Below are 16,242 nucleotides of genomic sequence, written 5' to 3'. Positions count from 1 at the left end.
TCTGATGAGTCATTTTGCAGAGTACCTGAGCAACCTGCGAGCAACTTCACACGAAGAATTAATGCCTTTCCGTCCGGACAGTATAAACAATTAAATGACCAATATTGAGTCTCTACGCATTCAGGGCTTCAAAGCTATTGAAGAGTTTGAGGTAGCTCCCAAAAAGATAAATTTGATTACAGGACCAAACAATTCTGGGAAAACCTCTCTACTCCAATCTATTGAGTTTGGTTTCAATCCCCGTTCCATCCAGAGATATGGAGATAACATCGATATGGTGGTGAACAAAAGTCAAGAAGGTGACACTTGTTCAGTGAATATAAAATATGGGAAGAATCAAGCCACTTTAGATGGAGATTTCGATTCTGGAGAGCCCTACAAAAATAATAGAGAAGTAGGTCTGCGAAAACCACCAGATAAAATGCTTCCACAGCTCATGTTGAAGACTCTGCAAGATATCTTAGACATGAATGAAGAATATCCCATCCCATCACACATCAATCAAAAAACATTCGAAACTCCGGAGGGGGAGTTCGGTGAGCTAGAAAGCAGATTGGTTGAAAGTATTACTGATCTTTCAGAGGAATATTTGTTTGAAGCTGCTGAAGGTAATTGTTTAATTGTTGAAGTTGACGGTAAAGAATATCCATACATCTATCTGGGGACTGAATATGATAGCCTTCGGGATAGAATCATTGATCATGTCCGGTCAGATATTGATTTAGAGGAACTCATGGATGAGAGAGGGGTTCCAGAAAGCATGATCGAAAGAAGTCTACGAAATCTACTAGTTCCAAGATTTGGACGTGGACGATTTATTGAGGAAAAACCGTCTCCAGTTGATGGAGTTCGTTTTGTGCCCACTGACCCAGGGTTACCTTCTGAGGAAGACCCAGTACGCATCTCAAATATTGAAGAATATCTGGTTGACAATAACATCGTTGAGAATTTATCCGACTTTTCATTCGAAAGTTTGGTGTTTGAAGAGGACGGAGAAAAATATGATGTCCCCTATGATTTTGTTGGGAGTGGTCTACAATCTATTGTCCACATTCTTTGGGAGTTGTTTGATGAAGAGTATCAAGGAGAAGTCCTCATGATAGAAGAACCAGAAAACAATCTTCACCCAGAGTATATTATCCATCTTGTTCAAGAAATCGTGAGGATTTCTGATGAAAATAACATTCAAATGTTTATAACCACCCATGATACAGACTTTATTGACGCCTTCTTCTCAGAACCTCTAAAAGAGGAAAGGGAGAGCTACTTAATTGATAATTTCCAATTGACTCAGCTAACGTCTCCTTTGCCGAGAACACTAAACTATGAAAGGTCCCGCGAGAAAATTGAAGATCTCCATGCTGACCTTCGAGGTGGAAAATGAAACACATCATTCTTAGCGAAGGAGAGAACGACTTAATCTTTTTGCGAGAAGTGGTTAAAGAAACCCATCACCCAGAAGAATACGACCTCTTCCATAATGAACAAGCCCAGATCCCTCAAAAAAGACGGATAGAGCACTGTTTATTGCAAGATAATTTGAGATCCTTAATCAAAGCTGAAGGCGGCTACAATAAGGTCGCGGGCATGTTTCCAGAGATAGCATTCCAGTTCTATAATAATAGTATTGAACTCACAGTAATGGTTGATCTTGATAATGATCCATTTAGCTCATGCATTGACGATATAAATAACGAACTTACAAAAGATTGGCAGAATAGTATCCATGTATTTTGTGAAGAGCGCACTAATTTCGAAGATTTGTGTACCGCGAAATGCGTATTAGAGATCGAAGGCCATGGAAAAAAGAATTTCAATATAATTTCATTCTATTCAGAATTAGAGGATTGTTTGGATATATTCCCAACCGATAGTGAGTATGACAAAATACAGAAAAGTAAAGAATATTTATCTTTAGAGAACGATGGTGTGAACGGTATAAAATCGATGATTGCATAGATGATATCTGTTCATATGGGATTTAGACGTTCGCAGTAATCTAGACCGACACCCTCTTTGGCCGACTCGTCACAGGGGCGAACATGACCGACCGTTCGTCACTGCAGGCCGTCTCGCCGCTGGACGGGCGCTACGCCCGCTACACCGAACCGCTGGTCCCCTACGCCAGCGAGCAGGCGCTGATGCGGGCTCGCACGCGCGTGGAAGTGGAGTACCTCATCGCGCTGGCGGACCTCCCTCAGACTCCGCTGGAGATCAGCAGCCCCCAGCGCGAGGAACTCCGGTCGATCTACGAGGAGTTCGACGGCGACGACGCGGCGCTCGTCAAGCAGATCGAGACCGAGGGGTACGGCGAGTACCCCGCGACCAACCACGACGTGAAGGCCGTCGAGTACTTCGTCCGCGAGCGCTTCCCCGAGGACCTGAGCGCCGCCGAGTGGATCCACTTCGGCCTCACTAGTGAGGACGTGAACAACCTCGCCCACCGCCTGATGGTCAAGCCCGCCGTCGAGGAGGTGCTCGTCCCGCAGCTCCGTGAAGTGCGCGACGCACTGGCCGAGATGGCCCGCGAGTACCGCGATCTACCGATGCTCGCGCGGACCCACGGCCAGCCCGCGACGCCGACGACGTTCGGGAAGGAACTCGCCGTCTACGCCTCCCGCCTCGGTCGAGCGCTCGGACGGATCAAGCGTGCGACCGACGAGATCGCGGGCAAGCTCGCCGGCGCCTCGGGCGACTACGCGGCTCACGAGGCGGCCTACCCCGAGGTGGACTGGCCCGCCTTCTCGCGGACGTTCGTCCTGGATCTGGGCCTCGACCACGAGCCGGTCACGACGCAGGTGAACCCCTGCGACGACCTCGCGGCCGTCTTCGACGCGCTCCGCGGCGCGAACAACGTCCTGCTCGACCTCGATCTTGACGTCTGGCTCTACGTCTCCGACCGCTACCTCGGCCAGGAAGCAGCGGAGGGCGAGACCGGCTCGTCGACGATGCCCCACAAGGTCAACCCGATCGACTTCGAAAACAGCGAGGGCAACCTCTCGAAGGCCAACGCCGATCTCACCTTCCTCGCAGACTACGTCACGAAGTCCCGGCTCCAGCGCGATCTGTCGGACTCGACGGTCAAGCGGAACATGGGCGCCGCGCTGGCTCACTGTCTCATCGGGTACTCGAAGCTCCAGAACGGCCTCGGCAAGGTCGTCCCCAACGAGCAGGTCATGCGCGACGATCTGGAGTCGACGCCGGAGGTAATCGGCGAAGCTGTCCAGACGATTCTGCGCCGGGAGGGCTTCGACGACGCCTACGAGCACGTGAAGAAAGCGACGCGCGGCCGCGACGTGTCGATGGACGACTTCGCCGCGATGATCGACGACCTCGACGTGAGCGAGGACGTGCGCGCGGAACTCCACTCGCTGACCCCCGCGGGCTACACTGGCGTCGCCAGCGAGCTAGTCGACGACATCCGGGAGTGAGCGCCCACCCGCGGTCGAGGTCCAAATAGCGGTCGCTCAGTTCCAGGGGTTGCATCCGCAAGAGTCCGACAGAATCAGTGGTTGTCTCCGCGGCTCTGTGCAGTCAGTCGCCCGCCGTCACTCTTGGGCCAGTTCCAGGGCCTCGTCGACGCTGGCGGCGACGGCCGTCTCGACGCCCTCGATGGACCCGATCTTGCTCTGGAGCGCCCGGTTCTTGATGTCCTCGGAGACGAGGATCCACGTCGTGATGTCGAACTCGGTGCCGACCCGCGCCGCCTCCCTCGCCTTCTCGAAGACCTCGCCGTTCAGGGGGGAGTCCATGCGCATGACCGAGATGTGCGTGTCGACCTCGGGTTGGGGAGCGAGTTCCTCGAACCGTTCGTTGACCGCCGCGAACACCGACTCCGACGTCTCGAGATCTTCCGGGAAATCCGCGATGAGTGCGTTCTCTTCGACGTACAGCCGCCAGTCCGTTGTTGCCTCTGACATCGACCGTACCGAAGGAGTGTCGGGATATAGTTTCGGAACCTAACAATGTTGGTTCCCCGGACGAAGCGGCGGGCACAGACCTATGCCAGTGTGACTCGTACCCACGCGCATGTTCCGCGACCGAACGGACGCGGGCGCTCGCCTCGCCGACGCTCTCGAATCGAAGGGGGTAGTGGCCGACGTCGTCGTCGCTATCCCTCGTGGGGGGTTGCCGCTCGGTCGCGTGGTGGCCGACCGCCTCGGCGCGCCGCTGGACGTGGTCGTCGCCTCGAAGATCGGCGCGCCGCGCAACCCCGAGTACGCCATCGGTGCCGTCGCCGAGGACGGCGCCGTCTGGCTCAACGAAAAGGCGCTCGAACGGGCCGCTCCCTCGGAGGAGTACCTCGCCGATCAGCGAGAACGGGAACGGGCGGTCGCCGCCGAAAAGGCCGCTACCTACCGGACGGGGGAGCGCCCCGACTTCGCCGGCAAGCGCGTCGTGGTCGTCGACGACGGCGTCGCGACGGGCGCGACGATGCGGGCTTGCCTCCGACTGATCCGCGAGGACGACCCCGCGTCGCTGGTCGCCGCCGTCCCGGTCGGACCGCCGGAGACGCTCGCCGAACTCGAAGCGCTCGCGGACGCCGTGGTCGCGGTCGAGCGACCGCACGGCTTCCGGGCGGTCGGCGCTCACTACAGAACGTTCGGCCAGGTCAGCGACGAAGAAGCGATGTCGTATCTCGCGTGACCGTCACGGTCGCTCAGGCCGTCGGCTCGGCCCCGCGGAGTCGCGGCAACACGATGTGGTAGGCGACGTTGAGGCCGGCGTAGATGAGAACGGCACCGACCACGGCTTCCCAGACACCGAGCGTCATCTGTCCGGCGTTCAGGTTGTGGACGCTCGCCTGTTCGGCGAGTGTACCGACGACGGTCAGTGCTCCCGCGACGACGACGTACAGGACCATGCCGAGCGCCTCGGCGATCGGTCCGAAGAGGAGTTCTCGCATTGGGGCCCGATATGCTACTATCGCACATATGGTTTTCGTGAGAGTCTGTGACGGTGCAACGCGAGGGATTTTTGTACGGGGGCGGGCCATCGAGAGGTATGACGCAGTACGTGTCTACCGACTACCCGTCGCTCGCGAAGCTCGGATTCCTCGCTGGAGTCGCGCTGTTCGCCCTCGGCGGGCTCGGAGAGATCGCCGGGACGGCGATGTTCGGCGGACTGCCCGGCTGGGAACAGACGCTGTTTTTCGACATGGAAGTCTTCGGGATCCTGCTCGGGCTGTTCTCACCGCTCGTGTTCGGCATCGTCCTCCCGCTGGTCGAGTAACGATCCGATATCGGAGCCCGCGGCGGAATCGATCTTCTAGAGAAGCACGTCGATAGCGTCGCGGACCGCCCGTGCGGCCGCGCGGACGTCCTCGCGACGGACGTATTCGCGCTCGCTGTGGGCTACCGCGCCTTCCTCGTCAGCGAGATCGCCCGGACCGAAGACCACCGTCGGCGCGTGCTCCGCGAAGTACGAGGCCTCCGTCGCGGCGCCGAACGGGCGCACCTCGCCGCCACTGGCCGCGGCCACGGCTTCGACGAGGGGATCTTCCGAGTCGGTCGCGAACGCCGTCAGGAACGGCGTCTCCCGCGGTGTGAACACCACGCTGAGGTCCATTCCGGTCGGAATCCACTCCGAGAGGTGCGCTTCCAGCCCCTCGCGGAACTCCTCCGGCGTCTCGGGCGGAACGGGCCGGCGGTCGAAGGTGAGGACGCACTCCTCGGGCACCTGATTGGACACCTCGCCGCCCTCGATCACCGTCGGGGTGAGCGTCGGTCGACCGAGCGACTCGTGCTCGGCCGGTCCGCGCTTCTCGTCGTAGGTCTCCATCGCCTGCAGGATCGGCGCGACGGCCCGGATCGCGTTCGCGCCGCTCTCGGGCGTGGCGGCGTGGGCGGCCGAGCCCGTGATCGTGATCGATCCCTCGTACTGCCCGCGTGCCGCGTTGCAGACGTCCAGTCCCGTGGGCTCGCCGACGACCACGCCGTCGGCGCCGAATCGCCCCGCAACGTGTGCAGCCCCGGACTGGACCGTCTCCTCGTCGGGCGTGATCGCGAGCGTCAGCCGACTGCCGTCGTCCTCGACCCCCGCGGTCAGGAACGCGTCGACCAGCGCTGCGAGCGGCCCCTTCGCGTCACAGGCCCCCCGTCCCTCGACGACGTCCCCGTCCTCGCGCTCGGCGAAGGGAACGTGCGGCGGCACCGTGTCGATGTGCGTGTTCAGGACGAGGTGGGTCCCGTCCGCGTCGTCCTCGCTCCGTTCGGATTCCCTATCGGCGGGCGCGATGGCGGCGTCACCGGACTCGAACCCGTCGGCAGTCCGGGTCGCGAGGGTGTTGCCCGCCTCGTCGACGACGGGCTCGGCGCCGGTCGCTTCGAGCGTCTCGACGAGCAGTTCGCGCATCTCGTCGACGGACTCGTGGGATTCGGTCCGGACCGCGCGCTCGTGAAAGTCGAGGGTGTCGAAGGTCATCGCTGCTGGCTTCCCTCTGCGGTTCCCGATGCTTCGCGCTCGACTCGCGTCACGTCGTCCATCGACTCCCGCCGGCGGACGACTCGCGTCTGGCCGTCCTCGATGGCGACTTCCGCAGGCCGGGGCTGCGAGTGGAACTGGTTCGCGAGTTCGTAGCCGTAGGCGCCCGCGTTGCCGATGGCGAGCAGGTCCTCGCGCTCGGGCCGGGCGACCGGTCGGTCCGTGCAGAACACGTCCGCGCTCGTGCAGCACGGGCCACCGATGGACACCGGTTCGGCCGCGCGGTCGGGTGCGGAGACGTTCGCGATCGGGTGGTAAGAGTCGAACATCGCCGGGCGGATGAGCGTCGCCAGCGAGGCGTCGACGCCGACGACGGTCGCCTCCGGCGTCTCCTTGACCGTGTTCACCTCCGTCAGGATCACCTCGGCGTCGGCGACGACGTAGCGGCCGGGTTCGAGCTTGATCTGCGCATCCAATGCCCCGACCGCGTCGCGGACCTTCTCGCCGACGACCTCCATGTCCAGCGGCTCCTCGTCCTCGCGGTAGGGCACGCCGAACCCGCCGCCGAAGTCGACGAACTCGAGGTCGTCGTCACCGACTTCGCGAGCGAGGTCGGCGACCTTCCCGATGGCTCGGCAGTGGTCGTCCAGGTCGTCGTGCAGGACGCCGCTGCCCATGTGCGCGTGCAGCCCCACGAGGTCGAAGCGCTCGCGCAGTTCGTCGGCCAGTTCGACCACTTCGTCGTAGGGAATCCCGAACTTCGCGTCCTTCCCCGTCGCGACCTTCTCGTGGTGGCCGGTTCCGATGCCGGGGTTGATCCGGATGGCGACCCGGCCGTCGTAGCCCCGCGCTTCCAGCCGGTCGAAGGTGTCCCGCGCCCCGCCCGTGACCGTCAGTCCCGGGTGTTCGGCACCGAGCTCCGCCGCGTAGTCCAGGTCCGCGTCCGGCGGGTTGACCGCCGTGTACTGGAGCGTATCGGGGTCTGCTCCTGCCTCGATCGCCCGCTGGAGTTCGCCACGGGCGGCGCACTCGATGTCCGCGCCGGCGTCGAGGAGCGTTTCGAGGACGGCGCGGCCCGTGTGGGCCTTCGCGGCGTACATGACGTGAGCGTCCGGGAACGCCGCGGCGAAGCGCTCGTAGTTCGCCGCGACCCTGTCGAGGTCGACGACGTACAGCGGCGTATCGTGCTCGGCCGCCAGCGAAGACAACTGATCGAAGTCCCAGTCCGCGACGCGGCGGACCGGCGACGAAGCGTGGCTCATTGCTCCAAGACCGGTGACGGCGGCTAACAAAGCTTCCGAACCGCCGTTTTGCGGGCGCGGTATCCCCGTTCGCCGACGGCGTACTCCGTCCGCGCCCGGTGAGACACCTCGAGACGTTCTCGCCCTAAAACACTTACCTGACAGACACGTAGTACTACGATATGGGAGAACGAGGACAGCGTTTCCGTTCCGCGGCATCGAGCGCGGTTCGGTGGCTGCTACGCAGAGTGCTATTCCTCGCTGTCGTCGCCGTGATCCTGTCCGCCCTCGTCGGCGGGTTCGTGGTCGTGCTGTTCGCGATCGACTGGTTCGCCGTGAACGCCCTCGCCGAACGAGGGGGACGAGACTACTGGGTGGCCGATCTCCTGACCGTAGTCACCCTCCCCGTGTACTTGTTCGTCGCGTTCAGGTTGTTCTCCGGGGGATACCCGAGTCCAGGCGTGAGGGCCGACAAGTACGTCGATTTCGGCGACGACGGCCTGCTGTGACTCGAACTCGCGGCGGTCGTGACGGCCGCTGATAGAGTAGCCTGATCGAAAGGGTCCACGCTAATCGTCGGCACTGACCGGCTGGTCGTCGGCCTGGGCGTGCCAGAGGTCGGCGTAGTCGCCGCCGACCGAGAGGAGTTCGTCGTGGGTGCCGCGCTCGACGATTGCGCCGTCGTCCATGACGACGATGCGGTCGGCGTCGCGGATGGTCGAGAGGCGATGGGCGATGACGAAGGCGGTGCGGTCTTCGACGAGGCGGTCGAGGCTCTCCTGGATGCGCTCTTCCGTCTCGGTGTCGACGTCGGAAGTGGCCTCGTCGAAGATGATGATCTCGGGGTCGTTCAGCAGGGCGCGGGCGATGGCGACGCGCTGGCGCTGGCCGCCCGAGAGCTTGACGCCGCGCTCGCCGATCTGGGTGTCGTAGCCGTCGGGCAGGTCGGTGATGAACTCGTGGGCTTCGGCCGCGCGAGCGGCTTCGCGGACGCGTTCGCGGGCCGCGTCGGCGTCGGCTGTCCGCTCGCGCTCGTCGTGGGGCCGCTCCCCGTCGTCGTCCTCGTGGGCGCGGCGCTGTTCACCGGCCAGCACCTCCCGGTCGCCGTAGGCGACGTTCTCGGCGACGGTGCCGGAGAACAGATACGGCTGCTGTTCGACGACGGCGACGTGCTGGCGGAGCGTCTGGAGGCCGTACTCCCGCACGTCGGTCCCATCGACGCGGACGACTCCCTCGTCGGCGTCGTGGAAGCGGGGCACGAGTTTCAGCAGGGTCGACTTGCCCGCGCCCGTCGGTCCTGCGAGGCCGATCGTGTCCCCCGCGTCGACGTCGAGGGTCACGTCCCGGACCACGGGGTCGTCGTCGTAGGCGAAGGTCACGTCCTCGAAGGCGACGCTGCCCTCGATCCGGTCGGGATCGTAGGGGTCGGCGGGCTCGGTGATCGCCGGCTCGTGGCCGAGCAGACCGAACACGCGCTCGGCGCTGGATTTGGCGAGCTGGTACTTGTTGGCGGACTTGCCGACGCGGCGCATCGGCGAGTAGAGCCGGCGGAGGTAGAGGAAGAAGACCGCGAAGGTGCCGGCGCTCAGAGCCGCTTCGCTCTCTGGGTTGGTGATGAAGTCCGTCCCGGCGACGTAGAGGATGGCGACGAAGACGACGCCGGTCAACAGCCGCAGCGCGGCGAAAAAGCCCCGGCGGATGCGCAGGGCGGCGACCTTCTCGTCGTGGTAGGTCTGGCTCTGGGACTCGACGCGCTCGCGCTCGAACTCGTAGCGGTCGAAGGCCTTGATGACCGCGGCGCCGCTGAGGTTGTTCTCCAGTCGGGTGTTGAGCCGCGAGACCGTCCGGCGGATCGACCGGTAGCGCGGTTCGATCCACGTCAGGAAGTAGCCGCTGGCGATCCCGATGATCGGGACCGGCGCCAGCGCGATGAGCGCGAGCTTCACCGAGTACGTCGAGAGGATGGCGGCGATGCCGCCGACGGTGGCGACGACGCGGATCAACTGGCGGAACTCCGTGTTCAGGAACGACTCCAGTCGGTTGATGTCGCTGTTGAGGATCGACATCATCCCGCCGGTCTGGTGGTTGGCGAAGAAGTCCATCGACAGCCGCTGGAGGTGGTCGTAGGTGTCGTTGCGCAGGTCCCGCTGGATCTTCTGTGCCGAGGACTGCAGGAGGTATCGCGAGACGAACCGTGTCACCGACCGGACGAGGTAGGCGATGGCCGCGAGGGCGACGAGTCGCTGGAGGAACGCCATCTTCGCGGCCTCGCCGGTGATCGTGCCGCGGGGGAGCAGTCCGGCCTGAGTCAACAGGCCCGGTTCGCCGTTGTTCAGGATGACGCGGTCGATGGCCGCGGCGACGATGATCGGCGGGACGAGCCGCGCGAACCGCGTCAGGAACGAAGCGAGGATGCCGACGGTCAGCCTGAGCCAGTACGGCGTCGCGTAGCCGAATAGCTGGACCATCGGGTGGCGGTCGAGGTTCTCGCGGACGCCCTCGAACCCGCCGTGTTCGTCCGTCATGCCACTCAGTTCGGCTACTGACTGAAATATCCCGGGCTTGCAGCCAACGACTCCGGTTCGTGGCTTCGCACGGCCCGCGCGTCGGGTTCCTGTCCGACCGCTGCCACCGGAATTATCGTCTGAGAAAATCCGGCAGATAGCTATAACACTTCGTCCGGGAAAGCTCTCCTATGATACGTACGTCGTTGATCGACGTGCTCCTCGTCGACGACAGCGGTTTCTTTCGGGAGATCGTCTCGGACAAACTCGGTGAATCCGAGAACATCTCCGTGTCGAAAGCGAGCAGCGGCGAGGAAGCGCTCGAAATTCTCGCGGACCGACCGGTCGACTGCGTGGTGAGCGACTTCGAGATGCCGGGACTGAACGGACTGGAGCTGTACGAGCGCGTCGAAGCCGAGTACGGGCTCCCCTTCATCCTGTTGACGGGCCAGGGCGACGAACAGACGGCGAGCCGAGCTATCGGTACGGGGATCGACGACTACCTCCGGAAAGACGACATCGCGGAGGAGGGCCAACTCCAGTTGCTCGCAAACCGGATCGAGAACGTCGTCGCCCAGCGTCGCGCCGACGAGAAGTACGAACTGCTGGTCAACAACACACCCGACGAGATTACACAGGTCACCGTCGACGGGACGATCACGGCCGCGAACGACGCCGCAGCGCGGTCGTTCGACACCACCCGCTCGGAGCTAATCGGCGAGCACATCTCGGACGTCCTCCCGAGGGAGACGGCCGTCAACCGTCTCGAACACGGCCGCAGAGCCCTCACCGCTGGATCGGCGGTCACGTTCCAGGACGGGTACGGCGTCCGCCACTTCCACAACGTCGCTGCCCCGGTCAGCGTCGGGAGCGAGTCCGACTCCTTCCAGCTCATCACCCGCGACATTACCGATCAGAAACGCCGTGAGCGGGAACTGGAGTCCCGGACCGAGGAGCTTGCCGTCATCAACCGGCTGGTCCGCCACGACATCAACAACGACGTCCAGTTGCTCATCGCGTGGGCCGACGGCATCGGCCGGCACGTCGACGACGAAGGCCAGGAGTACGTCGACCGGATCCAGCACACCTGCGACCACATCGCGGAACTGACCTCCATCGCGCGGGATTTCGTCGACTCGATCGGCGGCGAAACCGAGTTCGCGCTCACCGGCGTGAACGTCCGGCACATCCTCGAAGACGAGGTCGAGAAGGCCGACCGACGGCACGACGACCTGACGGTCACGGTCGACGGCGACATCCCGGACGTCGCCGTCAGGGCCAACGAACTGCTATCCTCGGTCTACGGGAACCTGCTCAGCAACGCCGCCCGCCACAACGATTCGTCCGATCCGCGGGCCACGGTGAGCAGCGAGGAGTCGGAGACCCACGTCCACGTCAGCGTCGCGGACAACGGCCCCGGGATCCCCGATTCGCAGAAGGAGTCGGTGTTCGGCAAGGGCGAGATGGGTCCCGAGAGCCCGGGGACCGGGATCGGCCTCTATCTCGCACACACGCTCGTCGAACAGTACGGCGGCCGGATCTCGGTCGAGGACGGCGACCCGAGCGGTTGCGTCTTCACCGTCTCGCTCCCGAAACACGCCTGAGTCCCCACTCGGGTACCCCGACGGGGAGTGCCGAAAACAGTATCCGTCGGCCGTCCGAACCCGCGACCATGCCACCGACGAAGGAGATCAAGTGCACGAGCGAGGACTGCTTCCTCGACATGTTCGAGAACCACTACACCTACGACGTGCCCGACGACCACTCCGTCGAGGACCTGCAGTGTCCGGTCTGTGGCGGGACGGACTGCCTCGAAGAGATCGAACTGTAACAGCACGAATTCGCACGCTTCCCGCTCGGCCCGCCTCGCCGTTTTTGTCCTGCGCCCGCGGGCACAATCCTGAAGGGAACACCGGCCTAATCGCCGCGTATGAGCAAGATCCGTCACATCGGGGAGTCGCTCGGTAACGCCGTCCTCGAGAACGTCGGCCGCGCGATGGGGCGCGCCCAGGAACGGACGCCGCTACCGGTCGACCTGCTGGAGAGCGAGGACGTCTACCTCGCGGTCTTCGACGCGCCGGGCGCCCGCGGGTCGGACGTCCAGGTGCAGTACGACGACGGCGCCGTCGAGGTGCGAATCGACCGGTTCCGCGGGTTCCACGAGGGCTTCGAGATGCGCTACCCCGGGCGCGGCCTCGCGCTCGACGGGCGGGTCGAACTCCCCGAGCACGCGCGAGTCGACGCCAAGGCGGCGTCCGCGACGCTCCGGGATAACGGCACGCTGGAAGTCCGAATCCCCAAGACGAGCGAGCCGGTCGAACCCGACGTCGACGAAGCGCTCGAAACCGAGAGCGTCGACGAAGGGGCCGCCGACGCGAACGAACTCGACGCCGAGGCCGCCGGTAGCGACGAAACCGACAGTAGTGACGAAACCAGCGACGACGAGGGCGACTGGAGCGGCGCGAACGCGTAACTCCCCGCGACGGACTGCGCCGACCACCCAGCACTGCTATTCTTCGACGGTCATGCCCTCGACGACCTCGAACGACTCGTCGCCGTCGAAGCGGCGCGGGTCGAATCCGTCGATCCCCTCGCCGCCGAGAATCTCGTCCGCGATCCGCTCGCCCAGCGCCGGCGCGCGCATGAACCCGTGGCCGTGCCACCCAGTGGCGACGAACAGGCCCGGTTCGACCTGCCCGAGCAGCGGGTCGCGGTCGGGCGTGGCCGTACAGAGACCAGCCCACGACCGCCGGACAGTGAAGTCGCGGTCCGCTATCGGCTCGCCGAGGACGCCACGGAGCCAGTCGAGCGACGACCGCTCGAAGGACGGATCGGCGTCGGCGTCGTAGTCGTCGGGGTCGAACTCCCGTTCCTGCGTCCCGTCGCCGACGAGGAGGCCGCCGTCGCGGGGGCGGGCGTACTGCCCGCCGGTCGCGTCGTAGCAGGTCGGCACGGACCCGGCGTCGTCGAACGCCTCAGTTACGAGCGCCTGGACGCGGTAGGGTTTCATCGGGATCGGTACGTCCACACCGGCGAGCAGGCGCTTGGTGTGCGCGCCCGCGGCGACCAGCACGGCGTCGAACGACTCGGTACCCGCCGCCGTCTCGACCGCCGTGCCGCCGTCGGCGAGCGCGACCCGCGTCCCGGTCTCGACGGTCGCACCGGTCGCGGCGGCCCGGTCGGCCATCGCCCGGACGTATTCCGCCGGATCGAGGTACCCCGCGTCGTGCGCGACGGCGGCGACCGCCACGTCGACCGACGCGAGCGGGGGGAACCGGCCGGCGAGTTCCCCCTCGTCGAGGAGCGTCACGTCGCGGCCGTTCGCCCGCATCCGCTCGGCGCTCTCGCGGACGACTTCGGCGCGGCGCTCGTCGCCCGCCCGCGCGAACCAGACGTAGGGATGCTCGACGAACTCGATGGTACCCTCGGCGTCGAGGGCCCGGAATCGCTCGACCGCGCGCTCGGCGACCGCGGCGTCGATATCCTCGGCGAAGGCGTCGTAGGCGATGCCTGCCGCGCGGCCGGAGGCGCCGTTCGCCACCTCGTCGCGTTCGTAGAGCGTCACGTCGGCACCGCGGGCCGCGAGGTCACGAGCGGCCGTCACGCCGAGGGCACCGCCGCCGACGACTGCGACGCGTCGGGACATCTACAGGAAGGGGTCGAGGCCGCGGGCGGGGTAGCCGACGACGTGGTCGGCGCCCGCCGCTTTGAGCTGTTCGACGCGGTCAGAAACGTGGTCGACGTCGCCCACGAGTCCGTAATCGCGGACGGCCTGCGAGAGGACCTCGCGGGCGCGTCCGTCGGCCTCCGCGTCGGTGGCTGCGCCGTCGGGCAGTGCGGACCTGACTGGACCGCGGCGAGCGGCGTAGGCACCGAGCGCGTCGAGAACGGCGTCCTCGTCGTCGGTGAGGACCGTCGGCGCGTAGAGGGCGACCTCGCCCTCGAAGCCGGCCTGCCTGAGCGCGCGGAGGCGACCGTCGGTGCCCGGGCCGAGGAGTTCGAACTGCGTGCCGCCGACGGCGAGGGCGATCCGCTCGATCCCCTCGGTGCCGACCCAGGGGTCGCGACTGCGCGCGGCCGCCGCCCGGAGTCGTGGCGCGACCTCGCGCTCGCGTTCGACGTCAGTGAGATACGCTCGGTGACCGGCGACGAGTACCCGCCCGGCGTCTTCGGGGAGCGCTTCGGCGAGGTCGTTCTCACCGAGCGGGTCGAAGCCGTCGGCGCGGACGGGCGTGGTGACCCGGACGTCCGCCTCCGCGGCCAGATCCGCGAGCGTCTCCGGCGACGGCAGGTGCTCGCGGCCCTCGTAGTCGACCGCGAAAGCGTCCACGTCGAGGGCGGCGGCGCGCTCGACGTCGACCTCCGCGGGCTTGACGGCGACCGCGTCGATCCCGGCTCGTGCCAGCGTCGCGCCCTGAAGCATCTGTGGTACCCCTCGCTATCGAGCGACGGGGAAAAGCTCTGTCGCTTCCCGCGAAGTTGGGCCACCGACCGCTTTATGCGGTCCTGCGCCGAACTCCGTGACCGTCCCATGCTCACCGACGGCACCGCGGCGCCCGACTTCATCCTCCCCGGGACGGACGGCGAGATCGTCCGCGAGTACATGCTCGCCGAACACACGCGCGACGGCCCCGTCGTCCTCGCGTTCTACCAGTTCGACTTCGACCCCGCCTGCGTCGACCAGTTGCGCGGCCTCCGGGACGCTGAGTGGGTCGACGCGCGCGAGGGTCTGACGGTGCTGGCCGTCTCCCGCGACAGCGCGTTCAGCCACCGGGCGCTCGCCCGCGAGTACGACCTGTCCTTCCCGCTGTTGTCCGACAGCGACGGCGCCGTCAGCGAGCGCTACGGCGTCCGCCACAACGAACTCGCCGGCCACCGGGACGTCTCCCGCCGTTCGGTGTTCGTGATCGACGGGGACACGAAAGTCCGGTACGCGTGGGCCGCCGACGAACCGTCCGAGCAGCCAGACTGGGACGCGATACAGGCGGCGCTATCGGCACTGTAGCTGGCTGTATCGGCGGAAGTCGAACTACGAGGAACCGCGGTTGATGTCGCGGAAGGTGTCGACGATCTCCTCGAAGTCGGGGTGGGACTCCTGGAGTTCCCGGCCGAGTCGCTCGGCCTCGCGCTTTCGCTCCTCGTACTCGTCGCTTTCTGCGAGTTCCGCCGGCGTGAGTTCCGCTTCGAGGACCTCGATCTTCGAGACGACGGCGAAAAACTCCTCGAGCTTCGGGTCGCCGGACTGCTTGCTGTCGAGTTGCTGGTCGAGCGTCGTCAGGAGCGTCTCCGTCTCGACGGGCTTGGTGAGGTAGTCGTCGAAGTCCATCTCGAGGATGTTCAGGTCGGGATCGACGGCCGTCGTCATCACGACCACGCAGTCGTAGCCGCGCTCGCGGATCTCCGCGAGCACGTCGTCGCCGTGGATGTCCGGCATCCGCCGGTCGAGCAACACCGCGTCGACGCTCTCGTCGATGACCTCCAGCGCCTCCTCCCCGCCGGTGGCCACTCGAGTCTCGTACTCCTCCCGGAGTTTGAGCGCGAGCACTTCCGCTACTTCCTCCTCGTCGTCGACGACGAGGACTGTCGGTCGATCGCCGACGTTCGATGGCACGTCTCTGCTACCCCTCCGGACTGCCCGGATTTGACTCTGTTGGCACACCGGGCCGCTCGCAGCCCGGACGCCACCGCCCGCCGGTCACCGGATACCGCGCTGTCGCGGCGACAGTGTTATATGTGAACAACACACACAGTACGTCGGGGATACCGATGCCACAGCACCCGGACTGGTTCCGCGACGCAGACGCAGCGATCTTGAGTTACCTCGCCGAAGAGCGGCCGACATACGTGGCGCTCGTCGCGAACCGTCTGGGGATGCCGACCGACTACGTCGAGCGACGGACCGAACAACTGGTCGAGAACGGCCTCGCCGAGCCGGTGAGCCCGGAAGTGGTCTACCGGATCACCGAACGCGGCGAACGCCAGCTCGACGCCTACACCGAGCACGAGGGCACTCCGGAGCCCGGCCTCGTCGCCGGCAACTGACCGGCGGCGTCGTTTTATCGATCGCCTCGAAA

The 16,242-nt window shown here is 64.6% G+C and carries 19 protein-coding genes; 11 read left to right on the top strand and 8 right to left on the bottom strand.

Annotated features, from left to right (window positions below; all coding sequences use genetic code 11):
• The first annotated feature begins 94 nt into the window (after positions 1–94).
• The 3 genes from AB2U09_RS10025 to purB all read left to right on the top strand — a co-directional run bounded on the left by AB2U09_RS10025 (position 95) and on the right by purB (position 3,431).
• Positions 95–1,384, top strand: a complete 1,290-nt coding sequence (locus AB2U09_RS10025; RefSeq protein ID WP_459192575.1) for an AAA family ATPase — start codon at positions 95–97, stop codon at positions 1,382–1,384.
• Positions 1,381–1,959: a hypothetical protein gene (locus AB2U09_RS10020; RefSeq protein WP_459192574.1), complete on the top strand. Its 579-nt coding sequence runs from the start codon at positions 1,381–1,383 to the stop codon at positions 1,957–1,959. The genes AB2U09_RS10025 and AB2U09_RS10020 overlap by 4 nt, the downstream gene beginning before the upstream one ends.
• Before the next feature lie 83 nt (positions 1,960–2,042).
• The gene (gene purB / locus AB2U09_RS10015; protein ID WP_459192573.1) at positions 2,043–3,431 is read left to right on the top strand and encodes an adenylosuccinate lyase; all 1,389 of its coding nucleotides are present in this window, start codon (positions 2,043–2,045) and stop codon (positions 3,429–3,431) included.
• Between the two features lie 117 nt (positions 3,432–3,548).
• Here purB and AB2U09_RS10010 read toward each other — a convergent pair whose 3' ends face one another.
• Positions 3,549–3,920 carry a hypothetical protein gene (locus AB2U09_RS10010; protein ID WP_459192572.1) on the bottom strand — a complete coding sequence of 124 codons (372 nt, stop codon included), beginning with the start codon at positions 3,918–3,920 and terminating at the stop codon, positions 3,549–3,551.
• 109 nt (positions 3,921–4,029) lie between these two features.
• Between AB2U09_RS10010 and AB2U09_RS10005 the strand changes: the two genes are divergently transcribed.
• A complete protein-coding gene (locus tag AB2U09_RS10005) occupies positions 4,030–4,647 on the top strand; it encodes a phosphoribosyltransferase (RefSeq protein WP_459192571.1) in 618 nt (205 codons plus the stop codon).
• A 13-nt stretch (positions 4,648–4,660) separates the two neighbouring features.
• On the opposite strand, the gene AB2U09_RS10000 is transcribed toward AB2U09_RS10005, so the two are convergent.
• Positions 4,661–4,906, bottom strand: coding sequence for a DUF8151 family protein (locus tag AB2U09_RS10000; RefSeq protein ID WP_459192570.1), 246 nt, complete (start codon positions 4,904–4,906; stop codon positions 4,661–4,663).
• A gap of 98 nt (positions 4,907–5,004) precedes the next feature.
• Between AB2U09_RS10000 and AB2U09_RS09995 the strand changes: the two genes are divergently transcribed.
• Positions 5,005–5,232 (top strand): DUF7860 family protein, encoded by a 228-nt coding sequence (locus AB2U09_RS09995; protein WP_459192569.1) that lies wholly within the window; start codon positions 5,005–5,007, stop codon positions 5,230–5,232.
• A 36-nt stretch (positions 5,233–5,268) separates the two neighbouring features.
• Here AB2U09_RS09995 and AB2U09_RS09990 read toward each other — a convergent pair whose 3' ends face one another.
• Together AB2U09_RS09990 and lysA are read right to left on the bottom strand one after the other, a co-directional pair.
• On the bottom strand, positions 5,269–6,423 hold the full coding sequence (locus AB2U09_RS09990; protein WP_459192568.1) for a M20 family metallopeptidase: 1,155 nt from the start codon (positions 6,421–6,423) through the stop codon (positions 5,269–5,271).
• Entirely contained in the window at positions 6,420–7,685 is a 1,266-nt protein-coding gene (gene lysA / locus AB2U09_RS09985; RefSeq protein WP_459192567.1) for a diaminopimelate decarboxylase, read from the bottom strand. Before lysA ends, AB2U09_RS09990 begins: the two co-directional genes overlap by 4 nt.
• A 161-nt stretch (positions 7,686–7,846) precedes the next feature.
• Here lysA and AB2U09_RS09980 point away from each other — a divergent pair, with 161 nt between their 5' ends.
• Complete coding sequence (locus tag AB2U09_RS09980) at positions 7,847–8,173, top strand: hypothetical protein (protein WP_459192566.1); 327 nt, start codon at positions 7,847–7,849, stop codon at positions 8,171–8,173.
• 60 nt (positions 8,174–8,233) lie between these two features.
• Here the strand turns inward: AB2U09_RS09980 and AB2U09_RS09975 are convergent, their stop codons facing one another.
• On the bottom strand, positions 8,234–10,189 hold the full coding sequence (locus tag AB2U09_RS09975; protein ID WP_459192565.1) for an ABC transporter ATP-binding protein: 1,956 nt from the start codon (positions 10,187–10,189) through the stop codon (positions 8,234–8,236).
• A gap of 170 nt (positions 10,190–10,359) precedes the next feature.
• Between AB2U09_RS09975 and AB2U09_RS09970 the strand changes: the two genes are divergently transcribed.
• The 3 genes from AB2U09_RS09970 (at position 10,360) to AB2U09_RS09960 (ending at position 12,641) form a co-directional block, all read left to right on the top strand.
• The gene (locus tag AB2U09_RS09970) at positions 10,360–11,772 is read left to right on the top strand and encodes a response regulator (protein WP_459192564.1); all 1,413 of its coding nucleotides are present in this window, start codon (positions 10,360–10,362) and stop codon (positions 11,770–11,772) included.
• 68 nt (positions 11,773–11,840) lie between these two features.
• A complete protein-coding gene (locus AB2U09_RS09965) occupies positions 11,841–11,999 on the top strand; it encodes a DUF7559 family protein (protein WP_459192563.1) in 159 nt (52 codons plus the stop codon).
• A 99-nt stretch (positions 12,000–12,098) separates the two neighbouring features.
• On the top strand, positions 12,099–12,641 hold the full coding sequence (locus tag AB2U09_RS09960; RefSeq protein WP_459192562.1) for an Hsp20/alpha crystallin family protein: 543 nt from the start codon (positions 12,099–12,101) through the stop codon (positions 12,639–12,641).
• A 36-nt stretch (positions 12,642–12,677) separates the two neighbouring features.
• Here the strand turns inward: AB2U09_RS09960 and AB2U09_RS09955 are convergent, their stop codons facing one another.
• On the bottom strand, positions 12,678–13,814 hold the full coding sequence (locus AB2U09_RS09955) for an NAD(P)/FAD-dependent oxidoreductase (protein ID WP_459192561.1): 1,137 nt from the start codon (positions 13,812–13,814) through the stop codon (positions 12,678–12,680).
• Positions 13,815–14,591 carry a DUF7388 family protein gene (locus tag AB2U09_RS09950; RefSeq protein WP_459192560.1) on the bottom strand — a complete coding sequence of 259 codons (777 nt, stop codon included), beginning with the start codon at positions 14,589–14,591 and terminating at the stop codon, positions 13,815–13,817. It abuts the gene before it with no gap.
• 108 nt (positions 14,592–14,699) lie between these two features.
• Here AB2U09_RS09950 and AB2U09_RS09945 point away from each other — a divergent pair, with 108 nt between their 5' ends.
• The gene (locus AB2U09_RS09945; RefSeq protein WP_459192559.1) at positions 14,700–15,173 is read left to right on the top strand and encodes a redoxin domain-containing protein; all 474 of its coding nucleotides are present in this window, start codon (positions 14,700–14,702) and stop codon (positions 15,171–15,173) included.
• Positions 15,174–15,197: 24 nt separating this feature from the next.
• Here the strand turns inward: AB2U09_RS09945 and AB2U09_RS09940 are convergent, their stop codons facing one another.
• A complete protein-coding gene (locus AB2U09_RS09940; RefSeq protein WP_459192558.1) occupies positions 15,198–15,779 on the bottom strand; it encodes a response regulator in 582 nt (193 codons plus the stop codon).
• Positions 15,780–15,934: 155 nt separating this feature from the next.
• Between AB2U09_RS09940 and AB2U09_RS09935 the strand changes: the two genes are divergently transcribed.
• On the top strand, positions 15,935–16,210 hold the full coding sequence (locus AB2U09_RS09935) for a hypothetical protein (RefSeq protein ID WP_459192557.1): 276 nt from the start codon (positions 15,935–15,937) through the stop codon (positions 16,208–16,210).
• Positions 16,211–16,242 lie beyond the last annotated feature (32 nt).

The organism is Halosimplex yunnanense (assembly GCF_054504345.1).
Note: the sequence above shows the minus strand (reverse complement) of the source record. Positions and strands in the feature narration are given on the sequence as shown.

What these genes read in the sequence shown, in the direction of transcription:
- AB2U09_RS09955 (WP_459192561.1), bottom strand. Translation starts at nt 13,814, where the DNA reads ATGTCCCGACGCGTCGCAGTCGTCGGCGGCGGTGCCCTCGGCGTGACG.
- AB2U09_RS09990 (WP_459192568.1), bottom strand. Translation starts at nt 6,423, where the DNA reads ATGACCTTCGACACCCTCGACTTTCACGAGCGCGCGGTCCGGACCGAA.
- AB2U09_RS09950 (WP_459192560.1), bottom strand. Translation starts at nt 14,591, where the DNA reads ATGCTTCAGGGCGCGACGCTGGCACGAGCCGGGATCGACGCGGTCGCC.
- AB2U09_RS10005 (WP_459192571.1), top strand. Translation starts at nt 4,030, where the DNA reads ATGTTCCGCGACCGAACGGACGCGGGCGCTCGCCTCGCCGACGCTCTC.
- purB (WP_459192573.1), top strand. Translation starts at nt 2,043, where the DNA reads ATGACCGACCGTTCGTCACTGCAGGCCGTCTCGCCGCTGGACGGGCGC.
- AB2U09_RS09935 (WP_459192557.1), top strand. Translation starts at nt 15,935, where the DNA reads ATGCCACAGCACCCGGACTGGTTCCGCGACGCAGACGCAGCGATCTTG.
- AB2U09_RS10025 (WP_459192575.1), top strand. Translation starts at nt 95, where the DNA reads ATGACCAATATTGAGTCTCTACGCATTCAGGGCTTCAAAGCTATTGAA.
- AB2U09_RS10000 (WP_459192570.1), bottom strand. Translation starts at nt 4,906, where the DNA reads ATGCGAGAACTCCTCTTCGGACCGATCGCCGAGGCGCTCGGCATGGTC.
- AB2U09_RS10010 (WP_459192572.1), bottom strand. Translation starts at nt 3,920, where the DNA reads ATGTCAGAGGCAACAACGGACTGGCGGCTGTACGTCGAAGAGAACGCA.
- lysA (WP_459192567.1), bottom strand. Translation starts at nt 7,685, where the DNA reads ATGAGCCACGCTTCGTCGCCGGTCCGCCGCGTCGCGGACTGGGACTTC.
- AB2U09_RS09970 (WP_459192564.1), top strand. Translation starts at nt 10,360, where the DNA reads ATGATACGTACGTCGTTGATCGACGTGCTCCTCGTCGACGACAGCGGT.
- AB2U09_RS09975 (WP_459192565.1), bottom strand. Translation starts at nt 10,189, where the DNA reads ATGACGGACGAACACGGCGGGTTCGAGGGCGTCCGCGAGAACCTCGAC.
- AB2U09_RS09945 (WP_459192559.1), top strand. Translation starts at nt 14,700, where the DNA reads ATGCTCACCGACGGCACCGCGGCGCCCGACTTCATCCTCCCCGGGACG.
- AB2U09_RS09980 (WP_459192566.1), top strand. Translation starts at nt 7,847, where the DNA reads ATGGGAGAACGAGGACAGCGTTTCCGTTCCGCGGCATCGAGCGCGGTT.
- AB2U09_RS09965 (WP_459192563.1), top strand. Translation starts at nt 11,841, where the DNA reads ATGCCACCGACGAAGGAGATCAAGTGCACGAGCGAGGACTGCTTCCTC.
- AB2U09_RS10020 (WP_459192574.1), top strand. Translation starts at nt 1,381, where the DNA reads ATGAAACACATCATTCTTAGCGAAGGAGAGAACGACTTAATCTTTTTG.
- AB2U09_RS09995 (WP_459192569.1), top strand. Translation starts at nt 5,005, where the DNA reads ATGACGCAGTACGTGTCTACCGACTACCCGTCGCTCGCGAAGCTCGGA.
- AB2U09_RS09960 (WP_459192562.1), top strand. Translation starts at nt 12,099, where the DNA reads ATGAGCAAGATCCGTCACATCGGGGAGTCGCTCGGTAACGCCGTCCTC.